Source organism: Nocardiopsis alba DSM 43377, from assembly GCF_000341225.1.
GTDB classification, from domain to species: Bacteria; Actinomycetota; Actinomycetes; order Streptosporangiales; family Streptosporangiaceae; genus Nocardiopsis; species Nocardiopsis alba.
This window is the reverse complement of sequence record NZ_ANAC01000012.1, coordinates 129,604-155,051: the sequence shown is the minus strand read 5'-3', so window position 1 is coordinate 155,051 and position 25,448 is coordinate 129,604. Positions and strand designations below refer to the sequence as shown.

General features: G+C 71.0%; 20 protein-coding genes. 8 read left to right on the top strand and 12 right to left on the bottom strand.

Annotation, left to right across the window (positions count from 1 at the left end):
- Nucleotides 1–6: 6 nt before the first annotated feature.
- Nucleotides 7–2,385, bottom strand: a complete 2,379-nt coding sequence (gene treY / locus D451_RS0113070) for a malto-oligosyltrehalose synthase (RefSeq protein WP_026125033.1) — start codon at nucleotides 2,383–2,385, stop codon at nucleotides 7–9.
- 283 nt (nucleotides 2,386–2,668) lie between these two features.
- On the opposite strand from treY, the gene pstS reads away from it, so the two are divergent.
- Nucleotides 2,669–3,859: a phosphate ABC transporter substrate-binding protein PstS gene (pstS, locus tag D451_RS0113065; protein ID WP_017534752.1), complete on the top strand. Its 1,191-nt coding sequence runs from the start codon at nucleotides 2,669–2,671 to the stop codon at nucleotides 3,857–3,859.
- Between the two features lie 120 nt (nucleotides 3,860–3,979).
- On the opposite strand, the gene D451_RS0113060 is transcribed toward pstS, so the two are convergent.
- The 5 genes from D451_RS0113060 to D451_RS0113040 all read right to left on the bottom strand — a co-directional run bounded on the left by D451_RS0113060 (nucleotide 3,980) and on the right by D451_RS0113040 (nucleotide 10,212).
- Nucleotides 3,980–5,725 carry a glycosyltransferase gene (locus tag D451_RS0113060; RefSeq protein WP_017534751.1) on the bottom strand — a complete coding sequence of 582 codons (1,746 nt, stop codon included), beginning with the start codon at nucleotides 5,723–5,725 and terminating at the stop codon, nucleotides 3,980–3,982.
- Between the two features lie 126 nt (nucleotides 5,726–5,851).
- Entirely contained in the window at nucleotides 5,852–6,019 is a 168-nt protein-coding gene (locus D451_RS28275) for a hypothetical protein (RefSeq protein ID WP_014909191.1), read from the bottom strand.
- Between the two features lie 81 nt (nucleotides 6,020–6,100).
- A complete protein-coding gene (locus tag D451_RS0113050; protein WP_014912620.1) occupies nucleotides 6,101–7,114 on the bottom strand; it encodes a C40 family peptidase in 1,014 nt (337 codons plus the stop codon).
- A gap of 525 nt (nucleotides 7,115–7,639) precedes the next feature.
- Nucleotides 7,640–9,538, bottom strand: a complete 1,899-nt coding sequence (locus tag D451_RS0113045) for a S9 family peptidase (RefSeq protein WP_017534750.1) — start codon at nucleotides 9,536–9,538, stop codon at nucleotides 7,640–7,642.
- A 203-nt stretch (nucleotides 9,539–9,741) separates the two neighbouring features.
- Nucleotides 9,742–10,212 carry an Rv3235 family protein gene (locus tag D451_RS0113040; RefSeq protein ID WP_017534749.1) on the bottom strand — a complete coding sequence of 157 codons (471 nt, stop codon included), beginning with the start codon at nucleotides 10,210–10,212 and terminating at the stop codon, nucleotides 9,742–9,744.
- 156 nt (nucleotides 10,213–10,368) lie between these two features.
- Between D451_RS0113040 and D451_RS0113035 the strand changes: the two genes are divergently transcribed.
- The 5 genes from D451_RS0113035 (at nucleotide 10,369) to D451_RS0113015 (ending at nucleotide 17,360) form a co-directional block, all read left to right on the top strand.
- Entirely contained in the window at nucleotides 10,369–11,184 is an 816-nt protein-coding gene (locus D451_RS0113035) for a glycerophosphodiester phosphodiesterase (protein WP_026125031.1), read from the top strand.
- Nucleotides 11,185–11,192: 8 nt separating this feature from the next.
- A complete protein-coding gene (locus tag D451_RS0113030; protein WP_026125030.1) occupies nucleotides 11,193–12,590 on the top strand; it encodes an MFS transporter in 1,398 nt (465 codons plus the stop codon).
- A gap of 93 nt (nucleotides 12,591–12,683) precedes the next feature.
- Entirely contained in the window at nucleotides 12,684–15,683 is a 3,000-nt protein-coding gene (locus D451_RS0113025; RefSeq protein WP_017534747.1) for a DEAD/DEAH box helicase, read from the top strand.
- Complete coding sequence (locus D451_RS0113020) at nucleotides 15,680–16,408, top strand: SWIM zinc finger family protein (protein WP_017534746.1); 729 nt, start codon at nucleotides 15,680–15,682, stop codon at nucleotides 16,406–16,408. Before D451_RS0113025 ends, D451_RS0113020 begins: the two co-directional genes overlap by 4 nt.
- Nucleotides 16,409–16,523: 115 nt before the next feature.
- Nucleotides 16,524–17,360 carry an SAM-dependent methyltransferase gene (locus tag D451_RS0113015; RefSeq protein WP_017534745.1) on the top strand — a complete coding sequence of 279 codons (837 nt, stop codon included), beginning with the start codon at nucleotides 16,524–16,526 and terminating at the stop codon, nucleotides 17,358–17,360.
- A 42-nt stretch (nucleotides 17,361–17,402) separates the two neighbouring features.
- Here the strand turns inward: D451_RS0113015 and D451_RS0113010 are convergent, their stop codons facing one another.
- The 3 genes from D451_RS0113010 to D451_RS0113000 form a co-directional block, all read right to left on the bottom strand.
- Entirely contained in the window at nucleotides 17,403–18,248 is an 846-nt protein-coding gene (locus D451_RS0113010) for an isocitrate lyase/PEP mutase family protein (protein ID WP_014909840.1), read from the bottom strand.
- Between the two features lie 16 nt (nucleotides 18,249–18,264).
- Nucleotides 18,265–19,041 carry a 3-oxoadipate enol-lactonase gene (gene pcaD, locus D451_RS0113005; protein ID WP_014911676.1) on the bottom strand — a complete coding sequence of 259 codons (777 nt, stop codon included), beginning with the start codon at nucleotides 19,039–19,041 and terminating at the stop codon, nucleotides 18,265–18,267.
- Between the two features lie 112 nt (nucleotides 19,042–19,153).
- The gene (locus tag D451_RS0113000; RefSeq protein WP_017534744.1) at nucleotides 19,154–19,693 is read right to left on the bottom strand and encodes a CGNR zinc finger domain-containing protein; all 540 of its coding nucleotides are present in this window, start codon (nucleotides 19,691–19,693) and stop codon (nucleotides 19,154–19,156) included.
- 226 nt (nucleotides 19,694–19,919) lie between these two features.
- On the opposite strand from D451_RS0113000, the gene D451_RS0112995 reads away from it, so the two are divergent.
- Complete coding sequence (locus D451_RS0112995) at nucleotides 19,920–20,798, top strand: aldo/keto reductase (RefSeq protein WP_017534743.1); 879 nt, start codon at nucleotides 19,920–19,922, stop codon at nucleotides 20,796–20,798.
- 46 nt (nucleotides 20,799–20,844) lie between these two features.
- Here the strand turns inward: D451_RS0112995 and D451_RS0112990 are convergent, their stop codons facing one another.
- Nucleotides 20,845–21,291, bottom strand: a complete 447-nt coding sequence (locus D451_RS0112990) for a very short patch repair endonuclease (RefSeq protein WP_085994769.1) — start codon at nucleotides 21,289–21,291, stop codon at nucleotides 20,845–20,847.
- A 70-nt stretch (nucleotides 21,292–21,361) separates the two neighbouring features.
- Here D451_RS0112990 and D451_RS0112985 point away from each other — a divergent pair, with 70 nt between their 5' ends.
- A complete protein-coding gene (locus D451_RS0112985; RefSeq protein ID WP_017534742.1) occupies nucleotides 21,362–22,603 on the top strand; it encodes a DNA cytosine methyltransferase in 1,242 nt (413 codons plus the stop codon).
- Between the two features lie 31 nt (nucleotides 22,604–22,634).
- On the opposite strand, the gene D451_RS0112980 is transcribed toward D451_RS0112985, so the two are convergent.
- The gene (locus D451_RS0112980) at nucleotides 22,635–23,156 is read right to left on the bottom strand and encodes a GNAT family N-acetyltransferase (protein WP_017534741.1); all 522 of its coding nucleotides are present in this window, start codon (nucleotides 23,154–23,156) and stop codon (nucleotides 22,635–22,637) included.
- Between the two features lie 82 nt (nucleotides 23,157–23,238).
- On the bottom strand, nucleotides 23,239–25,314 hold the full coding sequence (locus D451_RS0112975; protein ID WP_017534740.1) for a serine hydrolase domain-containing protein: 2,076 nt from the start codon (nucleotides 25,312–25,314) through the stop codon (nucleotides 23,239–23,241).
- Nucleotides 25,315–25,448 lie beyond the last annotated feature (134 nt).

Here is a 25,448-nt window from a genome sequence, read left to right as displayed (position 1 = left end):
CGGGGTTCAGTCCCTGAGCAGGACGGCCACCGGATAGCGGTCGAGGACCTCGGCCAGGTGGGCGGTGGTGAGACCGTCCATGCGTTCGGGGGCGATGGAGCGGCCGGTCATCAGGTCGGTCCAGGTGCCCGGTCCCGAGGGCAGCGGCAGCACGGTGTCCCCCCAGCCTCCGGCGTCGGCGAGGGTCAGGGGCAGTCGTGTGGCGACCACCGCCAGGGCGTGGTGGCGGTCGCCTCGCACGGTGCGGGCGAAGGCGAGGGCGTGTTCGGCCCCGTGGCCCTCGGCGATCAATGGCAGGTAGCCGGTGGGTTCCAGATCGCGGCGGGCGCGCAGGCAGGTGCGGACCAGGTGGAGTTTGGCGGCGCCGGTCTCGTCCACCGGCGGGCGCAGCCCGGCCTCGATCCGGGCGAGCCATCGCGCCCGTTCCTCGTGGTCGACGGGCCGTCGGTTGTCGGGGTCCACCAGGGACAGGTCCCACAGTTCGGTGCCCTGGTAGAGGTCGGGGACGCCGGGGCCCAGGAGCTGCACGGCCTTCTGCCCCAGGGAGTTGCTCCAGCCGGGCGCCTTGAGGGTGTCGGCCATGGCCTCGACCTCGGTGTACAGCTCGGCGTCGGCGCGCAGTCGTGCGGGCCAGGAGCGGATCCGGTCCTCGAACTCGGGGTCGGGTCCGGTCCAGGAGGTGCCCAGACGGGCCTCGCGGGCCGCCTTGATCAGGTAGGAGACCAGGCGTTCGTCCTCGATGGGCCAGGCGCCCAGGAGGGTCTGCCAGCCGAGCAGGTCGAGGGCGGGTTCGGGCAGGGGTTCGCGGGCGCTCCAGCGGCGTACCGCGTCGGCGAGGTCGTCGGGGATCTCGGACAGGACGGCCAGGCGGGCGCGCACGTCCTCGGAGCGTTTGGTGTCGTGGGTGGACAGGGTGGTCATGGTGTGCGGTTCGGAGGCCTCCCTGCGCAGTTGCGCGGTGTGGAGTTCGGCGACGGTGCTCCCGAACGAGGCGGGGTCCCCGCCGACCTCGTTGAGGGCGATGAAACGGGTGCCCCGGTAGAAGGCGGTGTTCTCGGTGCCCATGGCCACGACCATGCCGCTGGTCTGTTGGATCCGGCGGGCGAGTTCGCCGTGGGGTTCCTCGCGGACGGAGAGGTCGATGGTCTTGAGGACGGGTTGCAGGTCGGGGCGGCGTTCGACGGCGACCCCCACGGCCCTGGTCCAGGCGGGTTCGGCCTCGGGCAGGTAGGAGCGGTACACGTCGAAGGAGCACAGGAGCTCGGCCACGGCCTCCTCTGTGGTCCAGGGGTCGTTCGCCCCGTCGTCGTGGGGCGGGACGAGCGCGGCGATCCTGCGTACCTCGGCGCGCAGGAGGTCGGCGGCGGCGTGGCCCCGAGCCCTCAGGTCGATCTCGGCGACGTCGGTGGCCACCCCGTGTTCGCGGGCCAGTGCGGTGAGCGCGGGCTCGGCCTCGGGGTCGACGAACACCCCGCAGATCTCGCGCAGGGCGTCGTAACCGGTGGTGCCGGCGACCGGCCAGGAGGAGGGGAGGGTCTCGTCGGGGGCGAGGATCTTCTCCACGACGATCCACCCGTCGAAGCGTTCGGAGAGGCGGCGCAGGTAGCCTCCGGGGTCGCTGAGTCCGTCGACGTGGTCCACGCGCAGTCCGTCGACGACCCCCTCCCGCCCCCAGCTCAGGATCTCGGCGTGGGAGGCGTCGAAGACGGCCGGGTCCTCGACCCTGACGGCGGCGAGGTGGTCGACGTCGAAGAAGCGGCGGTAGGTGAGTTCGGCGTCGCCGCGCCGCCAGGACACCAGCCGGTAGTGTTGGCGCTCGTGCACGTCGAGGACGTCGTCGCCCGGGGAGTGGGTGCCCGGGGCCAGGGGAAGGCGCAGGTCGAAGTGGACGAGGTGACCGTCCGCGATGGTGAGCCCCTCGAGCGCGGCGCGCCCGCCGTCCCCGTCGTCGGCCAGGACCGGGATGGGGATCGGGCCCGCGTCGAAGTCGATGTCGAAGCAGCGCGCGTGGACGGAGTCGCGTCCGTGCTCCAGGACGTCCCACCACCAGGGGTCGGCGTCGGGTCGGGCCACCGACATGTGGTTGGGGACGATGTCGACGACCACGGAGAGGCCGAGGGCGTGGGCTCGTTCGGAGAGTTCGACGAGGGCCTTTCGACCGCCCAGGACGGAGGAGACCCGTGTGGGATCGACCACGTCGTAGCCGTGGTCGGATCCGGGGGTCGCGGTGAGCACCGGCGAGAGGTAGACGGCTCCCACGCCGAGCCGTTCCAGGTGTTCCAGGAGGGCGGTCGCGTCGGCCAGGGTCAGGCCCTGGTTCAACTGCACGCGGTAGGTCGACGTCGGGGTCGCCGGACCGTTCGGGGACGTTCTGTGCTCGCTCATCACAGAGTTCACTGCCCCTGCCCCGGGCGTGTCATGCGCCCGGGATCGACGCTGGTCACAAGGGTGTCGGAACGGCATGAAACGTTCCGATCCCGCCAACTTTCACCGCCCGAAAACCCCTTGTTCACCTTTTGTCCATCCACAGTCCCCCAAGGCGCCACGGATACGTCCGGTTCGGCACACACCCGCGTTGGGGAAGGTGGTCGGACAATGGTTAAATTCTTCGGCGGTGTTCCATTACCAGCGACAACGCGCCGGTGACCGGCTGCGAACGGTGAAGACAATGAGGACCACCGACACCGACGAAGGGGATAGAGGCAGCGTGCTCCCGTCCAACAAGCGCACCCGTACCCAGGACGACCCCCGGCGCCGGGCCCACGCCTCCAGGGGCGTCGCTTCGGCCGCGCTGGCCGGGCTGATGCTGGCGACGACCGCCTGCGGCAGCGACGACGCCGTCCAGGGCGCGGCTCCCGCCGTCCCCGACGATCTGGAGTGCTTCTCGGGCAGCCTGCACGGTTCGGGTTCCAGCGCCCAGGAGAACGCGATGACGACGTGGATCGCGGGCTTCCAGTCGGCCTGCGAGGACGCGCGCATCTACTACGACTCGATCGGCTCCGGCGGCGGCCGTAACCAGTTCATCGACGGCGCGGTGTCCTTCGCCGGGACCGACGCGGCCCTGGACCCGGAGGAGAACGCCGACGCCATGGAACGGTGCGGCGGTTCCGACACCATCAACCTGCCCACCTACGTGGTGGCCATCGCCGTGGTGTTCAACCTGGAGGGCGTCGACTCGCTCGACCTGTCGCCGGACACGGTCGCCCGGATCTTCGACCAGGACATCACCCGCTGGAACGACCCGGCCATCGCGGCGGACAACCCGGACCTGGACCTGCCCGACCTGGCGATCACCCAGGTGACGAGGGCCGACGACTCCGGTACCACGGAGAACTTCACGAACTACCTGTCGCAGGCCGCGCCGGATTCCTGGCCGCACGAGCCGGGCGGCCAGTGGCCCATCACGCCGCGCGAGTCCGCCCAGGGCAACAGTGGTATCGCCGACACGGTCTCCCGGGCCGACGGCGCCATCGGCTACGTGGAGATGTCGCACCTGCACGGACTGCCGGCGGCGAACATCGGCGTGGGCGACGAGTTCGTGCCGATCTCGCCCGAGGCGGCGGCCAAGGTCGTGGCCGACTCCCCGCGCCGCGAGGACAACACCAGCGAGTTCGACCTGGCCCTGGACCTGGACTACGGGACCACCGAGGCGGGAAGCTACCCGTTGGTCCTGGTCAGCTACGAGACGGTCTGCCGGGACTACCCGGACGAGGGCGAGGCCGACCGGGTCAAGGCGTTCCTGCGGTACGTGGTGAGCCCCGAGGGTCAGGAGGAGGCCTCCGCCGAGACCGATTCCACCCCGGTCAACGACGATCTGCGGGCCGAGCTCCTGAGGTCCATCGAGGCGATCGGTTCCTGACCTCGCACGTTCCGTGTCCCGGCCGGGCCGGGACACGGGGCTTCCGGGCGCGTGGGCCCACCGCGCGCCCGTTGTCGTATAGGGATCCGGTACCTTGAGTGCGGACCGTAGCGTTCTCGGTCACTCGTGTGACGGACGGCCGTGCGGTGGGCGACGGGGTCCGTCCCCGTCCGGGTCGGTGTCTTCCCCCATCGACCCGGCCGAGGTCGGGCCTCCGGCCCCCGCCCCGAGGTCCTCGTCGTCATCGGGCATCTCCCGCCCCGACGCGCGGCAGGCCCGGTACCAGAGTGAGCGGATCCGCGCGCGAAGCGTGCGGCGCGGTCTCCGCTCCTCCACCGGCTCCTCCTCGACCGGTGCGGGCTTCGCCGGGGTCTCGACGACCTCGCGGGGCTCCACCGGTTCGGGGACCCGTTCCGCCTCGGGCACCGGCCTGGGGATCGGAGGGACCGAACGGTGCAGGGTCAGGTCGGTGAGCGTGCCCTGGCCCCCGTGGATCCGGTAGCGGCCGTGCAGTTCGTCGACCACCTCGGACAGTTCCTCGCCGGGGCCGTGGACCCGCATGGCGCGGGCCAGGGCGCGGGTCCGCCACAGGCGCACGCCGGTGTCCTCCCAGGAGGGCGGCGCCGCGGGCAGGAGTTCGGTGAGCCCCGATCGGGAGCGCTCGGCGCCGGCCAGCAATCGGGACAGCGCCAGCTCGCCCAACCCCCAGGCCACGGGCACCTGGAGGAGGAAGGGCGAGGGGAAGCCGGTCCTCGGCGCGGTCGAGGCGAAGGAGATCCTGGGTTCTCTCAGGTAGTTGGCCTGGATCAGGCGCAGGTCCAGGTCGATGGGCTGGGTCCGGACCCCCTCCCAGTCGGCGACCAGGGTGATCGCCAGGTCCGTCTCGGTTCCGCGGAGGAGACGGTCCACGCACCCCCGCACCAGGTCGTAGGAGGCCCCGGTGACGTCGACGACGGCGTGCACGAGCGGGATGCGGCGGCGCGGGTCGGGGACGCGTTCTCGGTAGGCGTGCGGGTGCGGCATGAGTTCGGCCAGGATCTCCGTGCGGAAGCGCTCGGAGGGCAGCCGGGTGCGCGCGGTGGAGGCGACGCCGACGTGCCAGGCGGTGGCGGAGCGTTCGGGCACCATGACCGCTCCGGCCTGCCAGAGCCGGTAGCCGAACTCGGTGTCCTGCCCCAGGTCGAGGTCGGGGTCGACGCCGCCCGCGGCCTCGTAGAGGCTGCGCCGGACGGCGGAGGCGGCGCCGACGTGGGCGTGGAAGCCCAGGTGGTCGGCGTCGCGCAGCAGGTCGCTGCTCTCGATGAGGTGTTCCACCCACTCGTGCCGTCGGTCCCCGGTCAGGACACGGGTGAGATCGTCGGAGCGGATCGCGTCCAGAAGGTCCTCGGGGCTCCGCGGTTCGGTGTCACTGAAGCGGATCCGGCCGAGGGTGACGCATTCGGCGTGCGCGTGGTGCCAGCGGGCCTGGGCCTCGACGAACTCGGGGCAGGCGATCATGTCGGCGTCCATCCACAGCAGGATGTCGCCGGTGCTGGCGTGGGCTCCGTAGGCGCGGGCGTAGCCGGCGCCCCAGCCGCCGTCGGGCGGTGAGACGATCCGGCAGCGGCGTGGACGATGTTCGGGCAGACGCAGGGGCGGTGAGGAGTGGTCGTCGACGACCACGACCTCCAGGAGGTGGTCGGGATAGGTCTGGACGGACAGGGAGGCCAGGGCGAGGTCGAGACCGTCCTGACCACCTCGGGCGGGGATGACGACACTGACCCCGAGCTCCGGCGTCCAGTGGCCGGTCACGGGGGGCGTCAGCGCGCTCCAGTCGTTGCGGAAGACCCGGGCCTCGACCCGTTCCACCCGACCACGGTGTGACACACCGTCTACATGGGACCCTACGTGCTTATTCAGTGACACAGAGTCACTATATCCGTGTTCCCCTACAGAGCGTGAGTGCCGACCCTCGCGAAGTGTCGGATTCCCACCGAATCTTCCGACGGGGCCTCAACGACGGGCCTCGGTCCGCAGCATCCTGATGCCCAGGAAGACCACGCCGATCACCAGAGCGATCATCACCAACCACACCAACAGGCCCACCAGCATCGACAGGATCCAGAACACCGCGATAACGGCGGCGATACCCGCGACGACCTTGAGAAGAAGACGACCCATGCGGGGAAGGATACGCGTCGGCCTCCGCCGGAGACACGTCGGTCCGCCCCGAACGGATCGGGGCGGACCGGACGGGAGGGGTCAGCCCACGCGGACGGCACCGGTGAAGACGCCGTCCCAGTAGGCGGCCAGGGAGACCTCCTCCAGGGGCTTGGAGGGGTTGGAGCCGTGGATCATCTTGCCGTTGCCGGAGTAGATGCCCACGTGGCTCGGCGCCGAGGCACTGTAGAAGAACAGCAGGTCACCCGGCTGGACCTGGTCGCGGGAGACCGGGGTACCCACGTTGACCTGGTCATAGGTGGTCCGGGGCAGGCTCACGCCCGCCTGGGCCCAGGCGGCCTGGGTCAGACCGGAGCAGTCGTAGCCGTCCGGGCCGGTACCGCCCCAGACGTAGGGCTTGCCGATCTGGGCGCGGGCGAAGTCGAGGACGGCCTGGACGTCGCCGGACACGGCGGCCGAGCCACCGTCGGCGGAGCCGCCCGTCGCGCTGTCGGCCGCGGCGCCCTCGTCCACGGTCGGGTCGACCCCGCCCAGGCTCTCCAGGACCTCGGCCTGCTCGTCCAGCGCGCTCTCGCCCTGGGCCTGGGCGTCCTCGGCCTCGCTCAGGGCCTCCGCCGCGCTCTCCTCGGCCTCCTGGGCCTCGTTGTACAGGTTCTCGGCGTGCTCGGCGTCGACGATGTAGTCGGCGAGCATGTCCTGCTGTCCCTGGGAGATGTGGTCCAGGTCGGCGATGTTCTGCAACGCGTTGTCCGCGTCGCCGCCGAAGAAGATCTCGAAACTGTCGCCGGAGGTGCCGGTGTAGGCGCTCTGCACGATGGTGGAGATCCGGCCCGAGCGCTCGTCGAGCTCGTCCCGGGCCTCCTCCCACTGCTCCTTGAGGTCGTCCCTGCGGGCCTCGGCCGCGGCGTGGTCCTCCTTGGCCGTGTTGTAGGCCTCGTTCAGTTCGGACAGCTCCTGCTGGAGCTCCTCGTAGCGCTGCCGGGCCTCGGACTCGGAGGGGTCGGCCAACGCCACACCGGAGGAGAGCACCACGGCGCCCAGGGCGACGAAGCCGACCGTCGTGAGGCGACGGGTGGATTCGGGGTTGCGGGTCAAAGCACCGACCGCCTTTCTCCCATGCCCGTTTACCGTCACAGGGCACCCCGAGGACACGCCGATGGACGGCGTCGGGATGCGCGAGAGGGGATCCGGCGGGCGGGGGTGAAGGTTCCGCGAGGGGTCGCCGGGTGTCGCGACGGCCTCTGCTCCTGGGAAAGGACGGCTGTAGCACGAGACGAGCAGAGTGCGACGGGCGGACGGAACGCTGTCACCTGGTGGTGACGAACCGGGGCGTACCGACCTGGGGGAACACTAATTCATCCGGCGCACTCGACGCGACCCTTTCGTGACCTTCCCTTGGTCGACCACGATGACCTGCGAAGGGAGTCTTCTTCCCCGGGAAGGCCCACGAGTGCGCGAATGAGGGCGCATTCTTCCCGAGGAGAGCGGGTCAAAACCGGACCAAGCCCCGAGTTGACCGTGACACGTATCACAATAATCTCGGGAAGGGGGTCCCCCGAACGCCGGCGGAGCCGGACACGAGCGTGTCCGACCCCACTACGGTCACCGGTCGGAACCGGATCACAGGTGACGGTCCCACCAATCGAGGATCGCCTCGAAACGGGCCACCCGGTGGCTCGGCAGCCCCGAACGCGACAACTCGTGGCCCTCGCCCGGGAACACCAGCATCTCGGTCTCGTGCCCGCGCTTCTTGAGCTCCACGAACAGACGCTGCGCCTGTTCCAGCGGGCAACGCCAGTCCTGCTCGGAGTGGATGATCAGGAACGGCACGTCGATCCGGTCCGCGTAGGTGATCGGACTCTGCTCGACCCAGTTCTCCCTCGGCCCGTACAGCGGTTCGACGAAGTGCGCCCCGATGTCGGAGGAGCCGCGGAAGCTGTCGATGGCGTTGACCGCCCGCTCGCTGATCGCCGCCCGGAAACGCTCGCCGTGGTTCCCCGCCAGCCAGGTCGTCATGAACCCGCCGTGCGAACCGCCCAGCACGCCGACCCTGGAGGAGTCCAGACGCTCGTCCTGGAGCACCTCGTCCAGGAAGGCCAGCAGGTCGGTGGAGGAGGAGGCCCCCACCGAACCGATGATCGCCCGTCCGTGTTCCTGTCCGTAGCCGGAGGAACCGCGCGGGTTGCAGAAGGCCACCGCGTAGCCCGCGGCCGCGTACACCTGGGTCTCGTCGAAGAGCCAGTGCCCGTACTGGGCGAAGGGGCCGCCGTGGATCATCAGCAGCACCGGGTGCGGCCCCTCCCCCTCGGGCACCGTCAGCCAACCGTGGACCGGATATCCGTCCGGCGCCTGGGCCGTGACCTCGGCGACCGGCAACGGGTCGACGCCCTCGAAGAAGGAGGTCAGGGCCCGGGGTCCGTCCTCGGAGACGAGGTACAGCTCACCGCTGTCGCGCTCGCCCGCGGCCACCGCGACGGTGACGCCTCCGGCGTGGTCGAACGACTGCACCTGCCGTTTTCCGCCCAGCAGAGTGGTGCGCTCCCCATCGGAGGAGACCAGGTACAGCTCGACCGCGCCGCGGTTCTCGCCCAGGACCAGGGCGCCCCGGTCGATGCCCTGGGCCCTCTCCCCGGTCATCCTCGGGTCCTCGGTACCGGTCAGACGCGCGGGCGCCTCGGAACCGTCGAGCGGCACCGACCACAGACCGCTCTGCCGGCCGACGAAGTCCCGTCCGGTCGAACCGATCTCGTCACCGACGAAGTAGACGGTGGCGCCGTCCTCGGAGAAGCCGATCGACCGGGCGTTGAGGTCGCCCCGGGTGACCCTGCGAAGCTCGGCCCCGGCCTCGGGGGCACAGGCCCACACGTCCTGGTACAGGTCGAGGTCGCGGTCCTCGTGGAGGGAGGCGCCGAAGACCAGGGTCGTACCGTCGGGGGTCCAGATCGGGTTCCCGTGGTCGGCCTCGGCCGTGGTGACCCGTGTCGGTTCCCCCGCCTCACCCGAGGGGTCGATGGGGGCACCGACGAAGATGTGCTGCCACCGGTCGGTGTAATACCCCAGGCCGTCGAACTGGTACTTGAGGGTGCTGATCCGGCGCGGCGGCTCCTTGCCCGGGACGACGTCCACGTAACGGCCGTCCTCGGGGATCCGGGCGTTGTAGGCGAGCCGGGTGGAGTCGGGGCTCCAGGCGTGTCCGCTCACTCCGAGGGGGTGATCGGTGATCCGCCACGGATCGCCGCCCTCGGTGGGCAGGACGTGGAGCTGAGGCCGCTCGTTCTCGTCGGGGCGCAGGAAGGCGATCCAGCGCCCGTCCGGGGAGTGGAGCGGGGCACGGTCGCGGTCGCCCCGGGTGAGCCTTCGGGGTTCCTCGGAGCCGTCGGTGGCCACGGTCCACAGGGAGCCGAGGTAGGCGTCCTCCTCCAGGTCCGGTCGGACGACGGAGAAGACGGCACGGGAGCCGTCGGGTGACAGGGACGGTGCGCCGATGCCGTGCAGGTGAGCGATGTCAGCGGGTTTCATACATGGTGGCGGGCGGAGTGGGGGCCGCCCGCCGTCTCCTTCCCTAGGTCACGGGGGTCCCGTCTCCCGGATGGGTGCCGGTCGAGGGGCGTCCTTTCGGGACCTTATCGACGCTCAATACGGAAAATCCATGACTATTCCACCTTTTTCATCAGCGCTTCGATGACCTATGGACCCGCACTGCACCGACCGACGGGCTCCGCTCAGCGACGACCTCGGTCGGTCTCCAGACGGGTACAGACCCAGCCGCCCTCCTCCCTCCGCAACCGGAAGGCGAACACCCGGGCACGACCCCCGCAGTCGATCACCGCGCTGGCCTCCATGCCCCCTTCGCCCAAGGGCTGGTGGAAGACCCGGGTCAGACGAGGCGCCATCGCGCAGACCATGCTGCCGCGCAGCCGACGCAGCTCCTCGCGCACCGGCACGGTCACGTGGCCGCGCAGCACCTCGGGGGCCCTACGGCCCACCAGGACCTCCGCCATGTGCTGGGCGAGACGATGCACCTCCGCCGGGGTCCGATGGCCGGCCAACAGCGGAGCCCCGCACCGCCCCACCGACATCCTTCGCATCGGGGTCCGGGCCGGGGTGCGCACCGGACGTCGAGGGGTACGGGCCGGGGCCACGCGATCACAGGCGGCGCGACGGCAGCGACGGGGTTCGTAGGCGTGTGACATGAACGGACCACTTCCTTTCGATAAACGGTTCTCCCTCCATCTACAAAGAGGGCGCTCGCGCCTTCCCGTGACACCCGGCATTCCAGGTTTCTCCGGCCGTCGACCCGCCCGTCCACCACGAAGCCCCCGGGCCGCGCAGCCGTCATACTGGCTGACGTGACACACGCGTACCTTTCCTCCCCCGCGCCCGTGGCCCTCGCGCACCGGGGCGGGTGGCTCATCGACGACCAAGGCGTGCGCAGCACCGATCTGGAGAACACGGCCGTCGCCTTCCAGCACGCCGTCGACCTCGGCTACACCTATCTGGAGACGGACGTGCACGCCACGGCCGACGGTGTGCTGACGGCCTTCCACGACAAGACCCTGGACCGCACCACCGACCGCACCGGCGCCATCGCCTCGCTCCCCTACTCCGAGGTCTCCCGTGCCCGGGTCGCGGGCAAGGAGCCGATCCCCCTCCTGGAGGATCTCCTCGGAAGCTGGCCCGAGGTCCGTTTCAACATCGACCTGAAGACGGACCGGGCCGTCCTGCCCCTGTTGAGGGTCCTGCGACGCACCGACGCCTGGGACCGGGTGTGCGTGGGCTCCTTCGACCAGAACCGGCTGAACCGGGCCCGCCGACTCTACGGTCCGCGCGTGGCCACCTCCTGCGGCCCGGTCGAGGTGGCCCGGCTCCGGCTCTCCTCCCTGTCCCCGGTCCTGCGCCCGATCGCCGGCCGGACCCCCGTCTGCGCGCAGATCCCGCTCTCCCAGGGAGTCTTCCCCGTCCTGAGCCGGGACATGATCCGCACCGCGCACCGGCTCGGTATCCAGGTGCACGTGTGGACCGTCAACGAACCCGCGGTGATGGAGCGTCTGCTCGACGCCGGGGTGGACGGCATCATCACGGACAACACCGTGGGCCTGCGCGACCTGCTCGTCCGACGCGGCCGATGGAACCGGGAGCTCCCCGAGACCTCGAAGAACGGATAGTCCCCTCCATGCCCACCCCACCCTCTCCCCCGGCGGCGGACAACTCGCCGTCGACCGATCCCCGACAGCGCAGACGCGAACAGCGCGGCTGGTACACCTACGACTGGGCCAACCAGGTGTTCATCACCTCGGTGGTGACGGTGCTCATCGGCCCCTACCTGTCCGGGCTGGCCTGTTCCGAGGCGGGGGCCGGCGGCGACTGCTCGACACCGGGGCTGACGATCCACCCGCTCGGGTTCGATTGGTTCGGCCTGCACCCGAACTCGTTCCACCCTCTGGTGACCACGGTCGCCGGGCTGATCCTCCTGGTGATGCTGCCCATCGTGGGCGCCCTGGCCGACCACACCCGGCACAAGAAGCGGTGGCTGCTCTGGCTGGCCGCTGCGGGGTCGCTGTGCGTGAGCTCGCTGTACTTCACCGACGACTACCGCACAGCGGCGCTGATGTTCATCCTGGGCAACACCTTCTACGGCATGTCCCTGGTGGTGTTCAACGCCTTCCTGCCCGAGATCTCCACCTCCGACGAACGCAACCGCGTCTCCGTCACCGGATGGGCTCTGGCCTATCTGGGCGGCGGGCTCCTCCTCGCGGCCCACATGGGCCTGCTGGCCTCCGCCGAGAGCCTCGGGGTGTCGGAGGGACACGCGGTGCGCATCGCCTTCGCCTCGGTGGGCGTGTGGTGGCTGCTGTTCTCCATCGTCGGTATCCGACTGCTGCGTAACAGGTACGGCGCCCTGGCCGCCGAGAGCGGAGCGCCCCGCCTCGGCGCCTCGCTGAAGCAGTACTGGCGGACGCTGCGCGAGATGCGGAGCTTCCCGAACACGCTGCTGTTCCTGATCGCGTTCGTGCTGTTCAACAACGGTATCCAGGCCGTGATCTACTTCGCGGGCAGCTTCGCGAGCCAGGACCTGGGCCTGTCGCTGGCGATCCTGAGCGCCACCATCCTGCTCATCCAGTTCGTGGCCTTCGCCGGAGCCCTGATCATGGGCTGGATCGGCCGGCGCTTCGGCACGAAGAACACCGTGCTCGGCAGCCTGGTCGTCTGGTGCGGGCTGGTCACCTGCGGCTACTACCTGCCGCCCGGGGACCCGGTGCTGTTCCTCCTGCTGGGCGCGGGCATCGGCATGGTCCTGGGCGGGACCCAGTCGCTCGCGCGGGCCCTGTACTCCCTGCTCATCCCGCGCGGCCGCGAAGCGGAGTACTTCAGCCTCTTCCAGCTCGCCGACCGCGGATCGGTGCTGCTGGGCGCGGCCTCGATCACCCTGGTCGTCAACCTGACCGGCGGTTTCCGCACGGCCATCTTCTCCCTGGTGATCTTCTTCATCATCGGCGGTCTCCTGCTGTGGCGCGCCGACCTGAAGGCGGGGATCGAAGCGGCCGGGAACAAGGTGCCCGACAACCTCTGAAACGGTCCGGAACGTCCTCGGCCCCGGCGATACTGACGTGGTATCGCGGGGCCGACGGCGTTCCGAGGACACGACAGACGCGGGGGGAGTTCGGTGCGGGTACTGCACGGCGTGTGGTCCGGGGGCACGTTGACGATCTGGGCCGAGGGCGAGGCCCACGCCGACCGTCCCCCGGGTGTCCATCCCTTCACCGCCGGCCTTCCGGACCTGCGCGACCTGGTCGACCGCCTCGGCATCGATCCCTCTTCTCCGGCCGCCACCGAGCCGACCCTGTTCCTGCCCGGCGGCGCGGAGGCCCCCGCGCGCTCCGACTCGACCGACACCACGCCCTCGGAACCCCGCCCCTGGCGTGTCCCGGCCCTGGAACTGTCCCCGGCCGACGCCGACCTCCTCCTGTGCGCGCTCGCGAACCCGTCGTCCGTCGCCCTCGGCCCCGCGCTCGCCCACCTGGGCGCCGTCCACGCCTTCGCCGAACGACTGGTCGGGGCCGGCTGCGTCCTCCCCGACCTGGTCGGCGCCCCGCCCCGGGCCCGATGGCGACCCGCCCCCTCGGACACCGCCGAGGAGCACCTGGCCGCGCTGTCCGCGACGCTTCCCCCCGCCGCCACCGCCCACCTGACGGCGCGGGATCGGGCCGACGCCGACCGGCTCTGTGTTCTGGCGCCGTTGGAACTGCTCACCGACGCGGTCGCGCGCCGGCTGTCCACCGGACGAGGCCGACCTTCCGAGACCGAGGACGTCCCTCCCTCACCGGAGGCCCGCCTCGCCGCCGCGCTCACCGGGTCGCGTACCCGCGTGGACGAGGAGACCGCCGCCGCCCTGCGCGGCCCGTTGCGGGAATGGCGCTCCCGGGTCCGGGGCGCCGGTCGGGCGCGACTGCTGTTCGTCCTGCGCGAGCCCGAACCCGAGGGTCCCCGTCACGGCCCCCGCCCCTGGACCCTGGAGTTCTGGGTGCGCTCGACCACCGACCCCGGTCTGCGACTGCCCCTGGAACAGGTGTGGTCGGGCGAGGGCGGCGCCTGGCTACCCGAGGACGTGGCCTCCACCGCCCTGGCCGACCTGCGTCGGGCCGCGCGCCACTACCCCGCCCTGGGCCGGGTGCTCGGCGCCCTGGCCCCGGACCGGCTCACCATGGACACCCTCGGAGCGCAGGACTTCGTCGGGACCCACGCCGCCCGGTTGGCCGCCGCGGGTTTCTCCGTGGTGCTGCCCGAGTGGAGCGGACGCGACGGTCTCGGGCTGCGCATGACCGTCGACGAACCGCCGAAGCGGCGGGGGCGTGGCGGGGTGAGCCCCTCGGACCTGGTGGACGTCTCCTTCGAGGCGTTGTTGAACGGTCCCGAGAACGAGGCCCCGCTGACCGGGGAGGAGCTCGCCGAACTGGCGGAACTGGCCCGGCTCAAACGTTCCCTGGTGCGGGTGCGCGGACGGTGGATGGAGGTGGACCCCGAGAGTGTCGCCTCCGCCCTGGAACTGATGCGCCGTTCCGGGCGAGGGCGGATGCGCCGCGATGAGGCGCTCCGCACGGCGATCGGCGTCGCCGAGACCGCCCCGCTCCCGGTGACCGACGTGGTGGCCGACGGACCGCTGGGGGCCCTGCTCGACGGCGGGGCCAAGGCCGAACCCCGACCGATGGGCACCCCGGCCGGCTTCGAGGGGAGTCTGCGCCCCTACCAGGACCGCGGCGCCTCCTGGCTCCGGTTCCTGGGGGAGCTGGGCCTGGGCGCGGTGCTCGCCGACGACATGGGGTTGGGCAAGACCGTTCAGCTTCTGGCCCTGCTCACCGACGAACGCGCCGACGGCCCCGCGCCGGGGCCGACCCTGCTGGTGTGCCCGGTCTCCCTCGTCGGCAACTGGCGGCGCGAGGCCGAGAGGTTCGCCCCCGGGCTTCGCGTGCACGTCCAACACGGGCCCGATCGGCCTTCGGGGAACGCGTTGGCGCGGATCGTGGGCCACTGCGATCTGGTGGTGACCACCTACGGCGTGGTGGCGCGTGACGCCGAGGAACTGTCGGGGATGCCCTGGCACCGGGTGGTGTGCGACGAGGCGCAGGCGTTGAAGAACCACGACACCCGCCAGGCGCGGGCGGTGCGTTCCCTGCCCGCCGCGACCCGGATCGCGCTCACCGGCACCCCGGTCGAGAACAACCTGGGCGAGTTGTGGTCGGTGATGGAGTTCGCCAACCCCGGGCTCCTCGGCACCTCCGCCGACTTCCAGCGAACGGTGGCCGGCCGCGCCGAGGCCGAGGGCGGCGAAGGGGAGGGCACCGACCTGGTGCGCCGGTTGACCGGGCCGTTCGTGCTGCGCCGTTTGAAGACCGACCGGTCGATCATCGCCGACCTGCCGGACAAGCACCAGATGCGCACCTGGTGCACGCTCACCCCCGAACAGGCCTCGCTGTACAAGGCCGTGGTGGACGAGATGGGCGAACGCATGGCCGAGGCCGACGAGAAGGAGCGCAAGGGGCTGGTGCTGGCGACCATGTCCCGTCTCAAGCAGATCTGCAACCATCCGGCACAGTTCCTGGGCGACGGTTCGGCGTTGGCCGGGCGGTCCGGCAAGCTGGAGCGACTGGAGGCGATCCTCGGCGAGGCGGTGGCCGAGGGCGATAAGGCCCTGTGCTTCACCCAGTACGCGCGTTGGGGCGAACGTCTGACGCCCTACCTGCGCTCCCGACTCGGGGTACCGGTGCTGTGGTTGCACGGCGGCACCTCCAGGGCCGACCGGGAACGCATGACCGAGCGTTTCCAGACCATGGCCGGCCCCGCGGTCTTCCTGCTCTCGCTCAAGGCGGCCGGGACCGGACTGAACCTGACGGCGGCCAACCACGTGGTGCACGTGGACCGCTGGTGGAACCCGGCCGTGGAGAACCAGGCCACCGACCGGGCCTTCCGGATCGGCCAACGCCGGGACGTGCAGGTGCGCAAGATGGTGTGTGTGGGCACCGTGGAGGAACGGGTGGACGAGATGATCGAACGCAAGAGCGCGCTGGCCGACGGCGCGGTGACCACCGGCGAACAGTGGCTGAGCGGGCTGTCGGTGGAGGACCTGCGCGAGGTCGTGCGGTTGGCGCCCGAGGCGGTGGCGGGATGAGCTGGTCGGAACTGGTCGCCGAGGCCCTCGGCGCCTCCGGTGGGCCACCGGTGGAGCGGCTGCGCGTCCGGCCGGGCGAGGCGCTGGCCCGGGTCGGTGAACACGAGGTGAGCCTCATCCGGACCGTGTGGCCGGATACGGAGTGGTCGCGGGTCTGCGCGGCGCTGGCCTCCCAGCCGATGTTCCGGGCCCGGGTGCTGGCCGGGGAGCTGCCCGAGGCGACGGAGCGGGTGTTCGCCCTGCTGGGTCTGGACCTGGTGCCCGAGGGGTGGGGCGGCCTGGTCGCCACGTGTTCGTGCGACCGGTGGAGCGGCCGCTGTCACCATCTCTCGGCGGTGGTCCGCGCCCTGGGCGAGGAGGCCGACCGGGACCCCTTCGTATTGACGCGGTGGGCCGGCCTGGAGAAACGGTCGGTGATCGAACTGGTCGAGGGGATCGCGGCCGGAACGAAATCCCCCGAGGCCCCCGACCGTAAGAGCGGGGACGAAGACGATTCCCCGCTTTCCCACGAAGGGGAAGATGTTTCCCCGGATGTTTTCGCCTCGCGAGCACGAACGTCGTCCCCGCTTTCACCGCACGCCTTTTGGGGCACTCTCGCCCCACCCCCTCCCCCGGCACTTCCCGAGGGCTCGGGAGATCGCGTCAAGGCCGCAGCCCCAGGGCATGTCGCCGACGAGCTGCCAGGTTTCACCTCTTCTTCCAGGCCCCTTTCCCGGTCGAAGTGAGAGGCGGGAGAACCCGATCGACTTTCTTTCGTGAAACGGCACCGGGACGGGCGGAACACGGTTACGATTCGCCTGACGGCGACCCGCACCACGAGCCCTGATTGGTACCTCTCCTATGGCCGATCTCTTCCCCCCTCGCATCGACATGAAAACTCCCAGCATCGCGAGGATGTACGACTACCTACTCGGTGGGAAGGACAACTTCGAGTCGGACCGGAAGGCCTGCGAAGAGCTCGCCGCGGGTATCCCCGAACTCGTCTCCTTCGCCAACGACAACCGGGCCTTCCTCGGTCGAGCCGTCGAGTACGTGTGCTCGCGCAGGGTGGACCAGTTCCTCGACCTGGGCGCGGGGCTGCCCACCACCGACAACACCCACCAGGTGGCCCAGCGGGCCGATCCCGGGGCACGGGTGCTCTACGTCGACCACGACCCCATCGTGCTCGCCCACGGCCGCGCCCTCCTGGGCGAGAACGGCACGACCGCCTTCCTGCTGGCCGACATCCGCGACCCCGGCCCCATCCTGAGCTCCCCCGAGGCCATCGACCTGCTCGACTTCGACCGGCCGGTCTGCGTCATGCTGGTCTCCCTGCTGCACTGCCTGCCCGACGACAGCGACCCCTTCGGCATGGTGCGCTCGCTCATGAAGCGGCTGGCCCCCGGCTCCGCCGTCATCTACTCGCACATCGTCTCCGACGATCACGAGGCCGCCGCCTGGATGACCGAGAAGATCCTGGGCTTCGGCACCCCCTGGGGCCGCGTCCGCAGCCCCGAGGAGGCCTCCCGGGCCTTCGAGGGCCTGGAGTTGGTCAGCCCCTGGCTCGACGACCGTGACGAGGGCCCCCGGACCGTGGACTGCTCGACCTGGCGTCATGAGGACCGGCCGCCGGTCTTCCGCCCCGAGGCCCCCTCCGTCAAGCGTTGGGAACTGGCCGGGGTCGCCTTCAAGCCATGACCGAGCGGGCCCGGCGCGTCTCGCCGGGCCCGTCCCGTGTCCCTAGGCTCCGTGTCCCATCAGCCGGTCGAGCTCCGATCCGGACAGGGACTCCGTCAGCCCGTCCAGACGCCCGTGCTCGGCGATCTCCCGGGCCGAACGCAACGCGTGGGTCAGCGCGATCTTCGACAGCCCCGACCCCAGGCTCACCCTGCGGGCCCCCAGGGCACCCAGTTCCGCCACCGTCGACCGGGCCGCGGCACCGGCCGCCAGGACGTTCACCGGGGCCTCCACCGAGGCGCACACGCGCCGGATCGCCTCCGTGTCCGGCAGGCCGGGAGCGTACAGCACGTCCGCTCCGGCTCGCTCGAACTCCCGAAGCCGGGCGATGGTGTCCTCCAGATCCGGCCGCCCGTACAGGAAGTTCTCCGCCCGCGCCGTCAGCGTGAACCGGAACGGCAGACGTCGTGCCGCCTCGACGGCGGCCTCGACCCGCTCCACCGCCTCCGCGAGGGGTCGGATCGGCGCTGCCGGGTCACCGGTGGCGTCCTCCACCGACCCGCCGACCGCCCCCGTCGCCCCGGTCAGGGTGATCGTGCGCGCCACCTCCGCCGGTTCCTCGCCGAAACCGCTCTCCAGGTCCACCGAGACCGGAAGGTCGGTGGCGACGGCGATCGCCTTGGCGTTGCCCAGGGTCTCGCCCCGGTCCACCAGCCCCGCCCCGTCGGCGCGGCCCAGGGAGTGCGCCAACCCGGCGCTGGTGGTGCCCAGCGCGACGAAGCCCGCCTCGGCCAGCAGGCGGGCCGAACCGGCGTCCCAGGCGTTGGCCAGGACGAAGGCGCCCGGCCCCCCGTGCAGTGCGTGGAAGCGTTCGCCCCGCTCGCGCAGGGTCTCCTCCAAGGTGTCCATGTTCCTCTTCTCGCGGTCAGGGGGCGGTGGCGGTCAGGTGCTCGACGAGGAGGGCGTTCGTCCGGTTCGAACGCTCCCAGGACAGCAGGTGGGCGGCGTTCTCCACCAGCGCGTTCCGGGCGCCGGGAATCTCCTCGGCGAGCACCGAACCGTGTTCCTCGAACGGGGTCGAGGGGTCCTCGGTCCCTGAGACCACCAGGGTGGGCGCGACGATCCGCCCCAGGTCGGCACGGGTGTCGTGGCCCTCGATGGCCCCGCAGCATCCGGCGTAGCCCCGATCGGAGGTGTCCGTGATCTGGGAGCGCAGCCGGGCGACGTCCTCGGGGTGTTCCTTCGCGTAGTCGGGCGTGAACCATCGCTCCACCACCCCGGGGGCCAGGGCACCGGTCCCCTGGTCCAGGGCCACGGCGGCGCGGTCGCGCCAGTTCCGCGCGGGCCCCATGTACGGGGAGGTGGACATCAGGACGAGACGGTCGATCCGCTCGGGGGCCTCGATCGCCAACCACTGGCCGATCATGCCGCCGAGGGAGAGCCCCGCGTAGTGGGCGCGTTCGATGCCCAGCCGATCCAGCAGGGCGAGGACGTCTCCGCCCAGGTCGGCCATGGTGTAGGGGCCCTCGGGGTCGGGTGAGCCGCCGTGGCCCCGGTGGTCGATCCGGATCAGACGGAAACGCGCGGACAACGCCTCGACCTGGGGTTCCCACATGTCGAGGGTGGAGCCGAGCGACCCTCCCAGCACCAGGGGCGGTGCGTCCGCCGGTCCGTGCACGGTGTGGTGGAGTTCGACGCTCATCCGTCCGCCTCTTTCGACTCTCGTTACGGTCCCCGGCCGGTCCTACCCGTGCCCCGTTCGGTGAACACCGTACGCCGGGGCGGAGACGTTCGAACGGGACGGCGCGGCCGGGTCAGCCGACCTCCTCCTCGATCTCGGTGGCGCGGGCCCTGTGGCGGCGGACTGCGTCCCGGTTCCCGCAGACGGGCGAGCAGTAGCGTCGACGGCCGTTGCGCGAGAAGTCGGCGTAGACGTTCGCGCAGCCGCGGGCGGCGCAACGTCCCAGACGCTCCATGCCCCGGCCGGTCAGGTGCAGGGCGGTGCCCACGGCGATCAGGGAGGCGACCTGCCGGTGGGCGGGCAGCAGGTCCGGGCGGTAGTGCAGATGCCATCCGGTGCCCGCGTGGTCGGTCAGCCGGGGCGGGCCGGAGAACTCCTCCAGCAGGAGGTTGAGCCGTTCGGCGCGGCTCGGGAGGTCGGGCGCCTCGATCACCCCCTCCCAGCGGCGCAGGAACCCTCGGACCGCCTCCAGGTCCTCGCCCGTGACGGCGCGCTCCAGGAGGAGACGGTGCTCCGAACAGCGTCGTTCCAGATCCTCGGGGTGTTCCGGGGGATGGTTGACCAGGTCCACGGCGAGGGTGAGCGGATCCTGACCGTAAGGGTTCAAGTGCATGGACCCATGACATCAGAGGGCGTTCTCACCCCCGCGCGAGGATCCCCCCTTCCAGGGTCCGGATCAGGGTGGGCGTCGGCCTTGCGCCCCCGCCTCACCACCTGCGATCCTGCTCCGACCCCGGCCGGAACGTGATCCGCGACACGACGCCCCGCACACGGGCTCCCCGCCGGGCACCCGGAACGATGGCACGCACCCGGCTCCGAGCCGTACTGGAAGGGACAACGTGACCGACGCACACACCACACCGCACATCGCCGAGCAGGCGGGCACACTCCTCCTGGGAGGTGATCTGCGCGTACACCGACTGGGCTTCGGCGCGATGCGGATCGTCGGCGAAGGGGTGTGGGGCCCGCCCCGCGACCGGGACGAGGCCCTCGCGGTGCTGCGCCGGACGGTCGAGCTGGGCATCGACTTCATCGACACCGCCGACTCCTACGGTCCGCAGATCAGCGAGCAGCTCATCAAGGAGGCCCTCTACCCCTATCCGGAGGGTCTGGTCATCGGCACCAAGGCCGGTTTCGCCCGGACCGGCCCCGCCCAGTGGCACAAGCTGGGGCGTCCTGAGTACCTCAAGCAGCAGGTGGAGCTGAGCCTGCGCAATCTGGGCGTGGAGCGCATCGACCTGATGCAGCTGCACCGGATCGACCCCGAGGTGCCGCTGGCCGACCAGCTCGGCGCCCTGGTGGAGCTCCGGCGCGAGGGCAAGATCCGACACATCGGGTTGAGCGAGGTGAGCGTGGACGAGCTGTCCGCGGCCCGCGCCATCGCCCCGATCGCCTCGGTACAGAACCGGTACGCCCCCTCGTTCCGCCAGTCGGAGGACGTGTTGGAACAGTGCGAGAAGGACGGGATCGCCTTCCTGCCCTGGGCGCCGGTGGATCGCGGGGAGATGGCCGCGCCCACCTCCCCGTTGGCCTCGATCGCCGCCGAACACGGGATCAGCCCCGTACAGCTCGCGCTGGCCTGGCTGCTGCACCGTTCCCCCGTGATGCTGCCGATCCCGGGGACCTCCCGGGTGGCGCACCTGGAGGAGAACACCGCGGCCGCGGCGGTGCGCCTGTCCGAGGACGAGGTCGAGCGCATCGGCCGTTTCCTGTCCTGACGCCCTCGGGCCGGGGCGTCCTCGCGCGCCCCGGCCCGGCCGCGCCTCAGGTGTCCTTCTCGTCCTTCTCCCGGGCGGAGCGGACCTCGGCGATGACCCGCGCCGCCGCCGCGTCCGGGTCCTCGTGCTCCCAGATCCGGACGACCCGCCACCCCTCGTCGAGGAGCCGTTCGGTGGTCTCCTTGTCACGGGCGCGGTTGGCCCGGACCTTCTCCGCCCAGTAGGCGGCGTTGGTCGCCGCCACCGTGTGGTGTTCGGGGCATCCGTGCCAGAAGCAGCCGTCGACGAACACGGCGACCCTGAGCCGGGTGAACACCAGATCGGCGGTGCGTCGGAAGCCCGGCAACGGCCGGGCCGAGACCCGGTAGCGCAGCCCCGCCGCGTGGACACGGCGTCGGATCGCCAGCTCGGGTCGGGTGTCGCGGCCCTTGTTCGACCGCATGCTCTTACGCGTGCCCTCGTTCGCCGCCCGCGTCGGTCTCCGTACGTCCACGGGTCGATCCTAGGCCCGACGTTCCCCGTTCGGTTCGCCGCTCCGATACACCTGATCTATCTTGAAACCCATGCTCACGGACGACTCGATCAACATCGTCGACCTGTTCGCGGGGTGCGGCGGGCTCACCACGGGCTTCCACTCCTTCCGCGCCCCGGGTCGCGACGGCTCCCCCTTCCGTACCGTGGGCGCGGTCGAGCACGACATCGCGGCGGCCTCGACCTACGCCGCCAATTTCGGGGCGCACACGGGGATCGAGCGGATCCACGCGGGCGACATCGAGGAGTGGGATCCGGCCGTGATCGAGGATCCGGTGGACGTGATCCTCGGCGGCCCTCCGTGCCAGGGGTTCTCCCTCCTCAACAAGAGGAATCTGATCAAGGACCTGAACGACGAACGCAACGTGCTCTGGCGCGAATATGTGCGGGTGGTGCGGGCGCTGCGGCCGAAGGTGTTCGTGATCGAGAACGTCGGCCGTTTCCTGGACTCCGACGAGTTCTCGCTCCTGCGGGGCGAGACCGAGAGGCCGGACGGGCTGCTGCGCGAGTACGAGCTGGCCGAGGCGAGGGTGCTGAACGCGGCCGACTACGGGGTTCCGCAGACCCGTCGTCGGGCGTTCGTCCTGGCCACGCGCCGTGATGTCCGCGCCGCCCATCCGTCGGGGCTCGGGCTCGGCTATCCCGACCCCACCCACGCCAAGGTGGTCGTGGACCGCAGGCGGGCGCGTCGCCCGGTGAACCCCGCCCCCGCGCTGCCGCCCTGGGAGAGCGTCCGGTCGATCTTCGCCGGCTCTCCGCCCACCACGCGGACGACCGAACTGCCGGCCCGCTTCTGCGCCCCTTTGGGGGTACGGCTTCCGGGAAGCTACCTGACCTCCGAACTGCACGTGGGTCGTAACCCCGAACCGTTGTCGTTGGAGCGTTACAAGGCGATCCCGCCAGGGGGTAACCGTAACGACCTGCCCGCGGAGCTGTCCACGAAGGCGTGGTTGCGGCACAAGAACGGCTCCGGGGACGTGATGGGGCGGTTGTACATCGACCGTCCCTCGGTCACCATCCGTACCGAGTTCTTCAAGCCGGAGAAGGGGCGCTACCTGCATCCCACGGCGCACCGTCCCATCACCCATCTGGAGGCGGCGCGGATCCAGGGGTTCCCCGACGACTTCCGCTGGTGCGGCGGCAAGTCGCAGATCGCCCGGCAGATCGGCAATGCGGTTCCGGTGGGGTTGGCGGCGGTATTGGCGGGCGAGGTGTACCGCTATCTGGCCGAAGCGGGCGCGGTGGCCGTGCCCCCGCGCCGGGCGGCCGGCTGAACACCGGGGCGTGGGGATCTGCCGGGTACGGTCAGCCCGGACGCTGGCGGAACACCTGGAGACGCATGTCGTAGTACTTCTCGGTCTCGCCGACCCATTCCATGCCGAGTCTGCGCGCGACGGAGATGGCCCGTTCGTTGTTGGGGCGGGCGACCGCGAAGACCTCCTCGATCCCCTGGCTGAAGGCCCAGGAGATGATGGCCTGGCTCGCCTCGGTGGCATAGCCCTGGCCCCAGAGATCGGGGCGGACGGCCCAGCTCAGTTCGAAGTCCTCCTCGAAGGGCGGGAGCAGCCTCAAGGCGAGCCCTCCCACCAGTTCACCGTCCTCCTTCCGAACGATCGCCCAGCGCCCGGCGGGCGGGATCAGGTTGGGCCCCGCCTCGATCCAGGCGTGGAGCACCGAGCGCATGGCGCGGATGTCGGTCACCGGGTGCCATTCCGGTGTCAGCCAGTGCGTGACCTCTTCGGCCCCGTAGACGCTCAGGGCCGCGTCGGCGTCGCCCAGCTCCCACTCCCTGATGAGGAGTCGGTCGGTCGGCAGCTGAAGGCTCATACTCACCACGTTAACCCGGACAAAAGGCCCCGAACAGGGGGTTCACGCCCTGTTTCCGGTCTTCCTTCGGCCATGGGCCTCGTCAGTAGGTGATGTCCCAGGCCATCACGCCGGAGACGGCGGCGGACCAGGCGAACCCGACCAGGGCCACCAGGACGACGGTCCCGGCGAGGACACGGAACCACCGCTCCCTGGCCCGAAGATCGCGGACGACCACCGCGGCCGCGGGCAGGACCCCGAGGGCCCCCAGGAGCGTGAGCCCTTGGGCCGAGCGGATGAGGCTCCAGGCCACGTCCCAGGTCCCGGTCGCCTCGGGAACGATCCAGGCCCACAGCGCCGTCGCCGCCAGGGCGCAGACCACCGCGCCCTTGGTCAGGACACGGGCGATCCGGCCGTCGCGGGCACGAGGCTCCCCTTTCAGGCTCCTGCGGACGAGGGCCGAGATCGGCCAGGACAGCGCGGCCAGGAGCAGGATCGCGAGGGAGACACCGAGGACGGTCAGGGCCGTGGGGGCCTCACGTACGGTGTCGACCCTGGTCATCGTGAGCGCCGCGCCGAACCCGAGGTCCCGGACCTCCCGGTCGTCGGCGCGCATGACGAGGATCCGGTCCCCCTCCATCTCGCGCCACACCCACGGCGCGATCTCCTCATAGGCGGCGGGGGCGCCGGTCGTGGGGTCCGGGGAGACGACGATGGTGCCGTCCGGGCGGGCCGTGACCCGGGTCTGTTCGAACAGGTCCCGGACGGCGAGGAAGGTGCTGTGCGACGAACGCGAGGAGACATAGCGGCCCTCGGCCATCGCCGCGTGCTCCTCCCGGGTCGGACTGATGGAGATGTCCTCCGCGTCCTCTCCGTCCTCCTCCCCGGCCGGGAGGTAGCGGTCGGTGAACCCCTCGGTCACGGCGTCGAGGACCCGGGCGGCCGAGTACTCGTCGTGGCCGTTGCTGTTGAGGGAGACGAAGATCCCGGTGCCCTCGTCGGGGTGGAGACGGATACGGGAGTGGAAGAACGCGCTGTCCCCGTCGTAGCCGAGGATCCGTCGACCGCCGCGATCCTCCTCCAGGAGGCCGAGGGTCGCGCGGGGTCCTTCGGCCAGGGTGCCGAGGGTGTCGGCGTCCAGGCCTGGTTCGCGCATCAGGTCGAGGCTCTCGGAGGGCAGCGGCCCCGGTCCCTCGCCGTCCTCCAGGAGGGCGAGCATGAAGCGGGCCATGTCCACGGCCGTGGTGGACAGGGCCCCGGAGGGCGCCGAGGCGCTGCCCTCGAACCACGTCGGGCGTGAGTCGTCGGTCTCGTAGCCGTCGGAGGGCCAGGTGTCACCGTCGTAGAGGGTGTCCTGGTGGAAGTCGGAGTCGGACATGCCGATCGGGTCGAGGACGTTCTCGCGAACGTGGTCCTCGAAGGTGTCCCCGGTGACGCGTTCGATGATGTGGCCGACCAGGGCGTAGCCGTACTCGGAGCGGGAGGGGACGGTCCCGGGTTCGTGGACCTGCTCGGGAGGGTCGGTCGTCAGGCGGACGCGCAGGTCGACCTCGCCGTCGTCGAGCAGGGTCCGCCCCCGGTACCGCTCCTCGTAACCGCCGGTGTGGGTCAGCAGGTGGCGCAGGGTGACCGGGGTGTCGAAGGAGCTCGGCGGCGCGAAGTCGAGGTATTCGGTGACGTCGGTGTCCAGGTCCAGTTCGCCGGACTCGACGAGGAGCATCGCCGCGGTGGCGGTCACCGGTTCGGACAGCTCGCCCACCTGGAAGAGGTTCTCCTCCGGGTCCACCGGTGTGGCGACGACGTCTCCGGCGGCGGTCTCGCCGTACTCGTAGCCGGTGCCCGTCTCGGAGTAGCCGTAGCCGCGCGAGGTGAGGATCTCGCCGTCGGCGACCACGCTCACGGTGGCACCGGCGATCCCCTCGGTCTCCAGGGCGGCGGGCAGGGTTCCGTCGAGCCAGGCCTCGACGTCGTCCCGGGTGGGCTCTTGGGGCCCGGCCGGACGGGGCACCGGAGGCGCGGGCGAGGTGGAGGGCATGTGCGGGGCGCATCCCATGGCCAGCAGGGCCGTCGCGGTGACGGCCAGGACCGTTCGACGTATCCGGCCTCGGCCCCCGAGGGCGACCCGGCTCGATCTCGGCGAGCCGGGGTCTCCGGTGTCGGGGGCGGTGGCGGGGTTCACTGATCACTCCTGTTCACGAACGGTCGTGGGGGATGTGCGCCCGTCTCTGATGTCGAAAGTCCGTTCTCGGTTCGTGTTCCGGTGGGGAGCCCCCTGCTCGCAAAGGGCTTGCGTAAAAATTTTCGCCACAGCGA

Excerpts from the sequence above, each read along its gene's own strand:
- D451_RS28275 (WP_014909191.1), bottom strand. The coding sequence starts at position 6,019 with ATGGGTCGTCTTCTTCTCAAGGTCGTCGCGGGTATCGCCGCCGTTATC.
- D451_RS0113040 (WP_017534749.1), bottom strand. The coding sequence starts at position 10,212 with ATGTCACACGCCTACGAACCCCGTCGCTGCCGTCGCGCCGCCTGTGAT.
- pstS (WP_017534752.1), top strand. The coding sequence starts at position 2,669 with ATGAGGACCACCGACACCGACGAAGGGGATAGAGGCAGCGTGCTCCCG.
- D451_RS0113030 (WP_026125030.1), top strand. The coding sequence starts at position 11,193 with ATGCCCACCCCACCCTCTCCCCCGGCGGCGGACAACTCGCCGTCGACC.
- D451_RS0113000 (WP_017534744.1), bottom strand. The coding sequence starts at position 19,693 with ATGCACTTGAACCCTTACGGTCAGGATCCGCTCACCCTCGCCGTGGAC.
- pcaD (WP_014911676.1), bottom strand. The coding sequence starts at position 19,041 with ATGAGCGTCGAACTCCACCACACCGTGCACGGACCGGCGGACGCACCG.
- treY (WP_026125033.1), bottom strand. The coding sequence starts at position 2,385 with ATGAGCGAGCACAGAACGTCCCCGAACGGTCCGGCGACCCCGACGTCG.
- D451_RS0113045 (WP_017534750.1), bottom strand. The coding sequence starts at position 9,538 with ATGAAACCCGCTGACATCGCTCACCTGCACGGCATCGGCGCACCGTCC.
- D451_RS0112985 (WP_017534742.1), top strand. The coding sequence starts at position 21,362 with ATGCTCACGGACGACTCGATCAACATCGTCGACCTGTTCGCGGGGTGC.
- D451_RS0112980 (WP_017534741.1), bottom strand. The coding sequence starts at position 23,156 with ATGAGCCTTCAGCTGCCGACCGACCGACTCCTCATCAGGGAGTGGGAG.
- D451_RS0113010 (WP_014909840.1), bottom strand. The coding sequence starts at position 18,248 with ATGGACACCTTGGAGGAGACCCTGCGCGAGCGGGGCGAACGCTTCCAC.
- D451_RS0113015 (WP_017534745.1), top strand. The coding sequence starts at position 16,524 with ATGGCCGATCTCTTCCCCCCTCGCATCGACATGAAAACTCCCAGCATC.
- D451_RS0113020 (WP_017534746.1), top strand. The coding sequence starts at position 15,680 with ATGAGCTGGTCGGAACTGGTCGCCGAGGCCCTCGGCGCCTCCGGTGGG.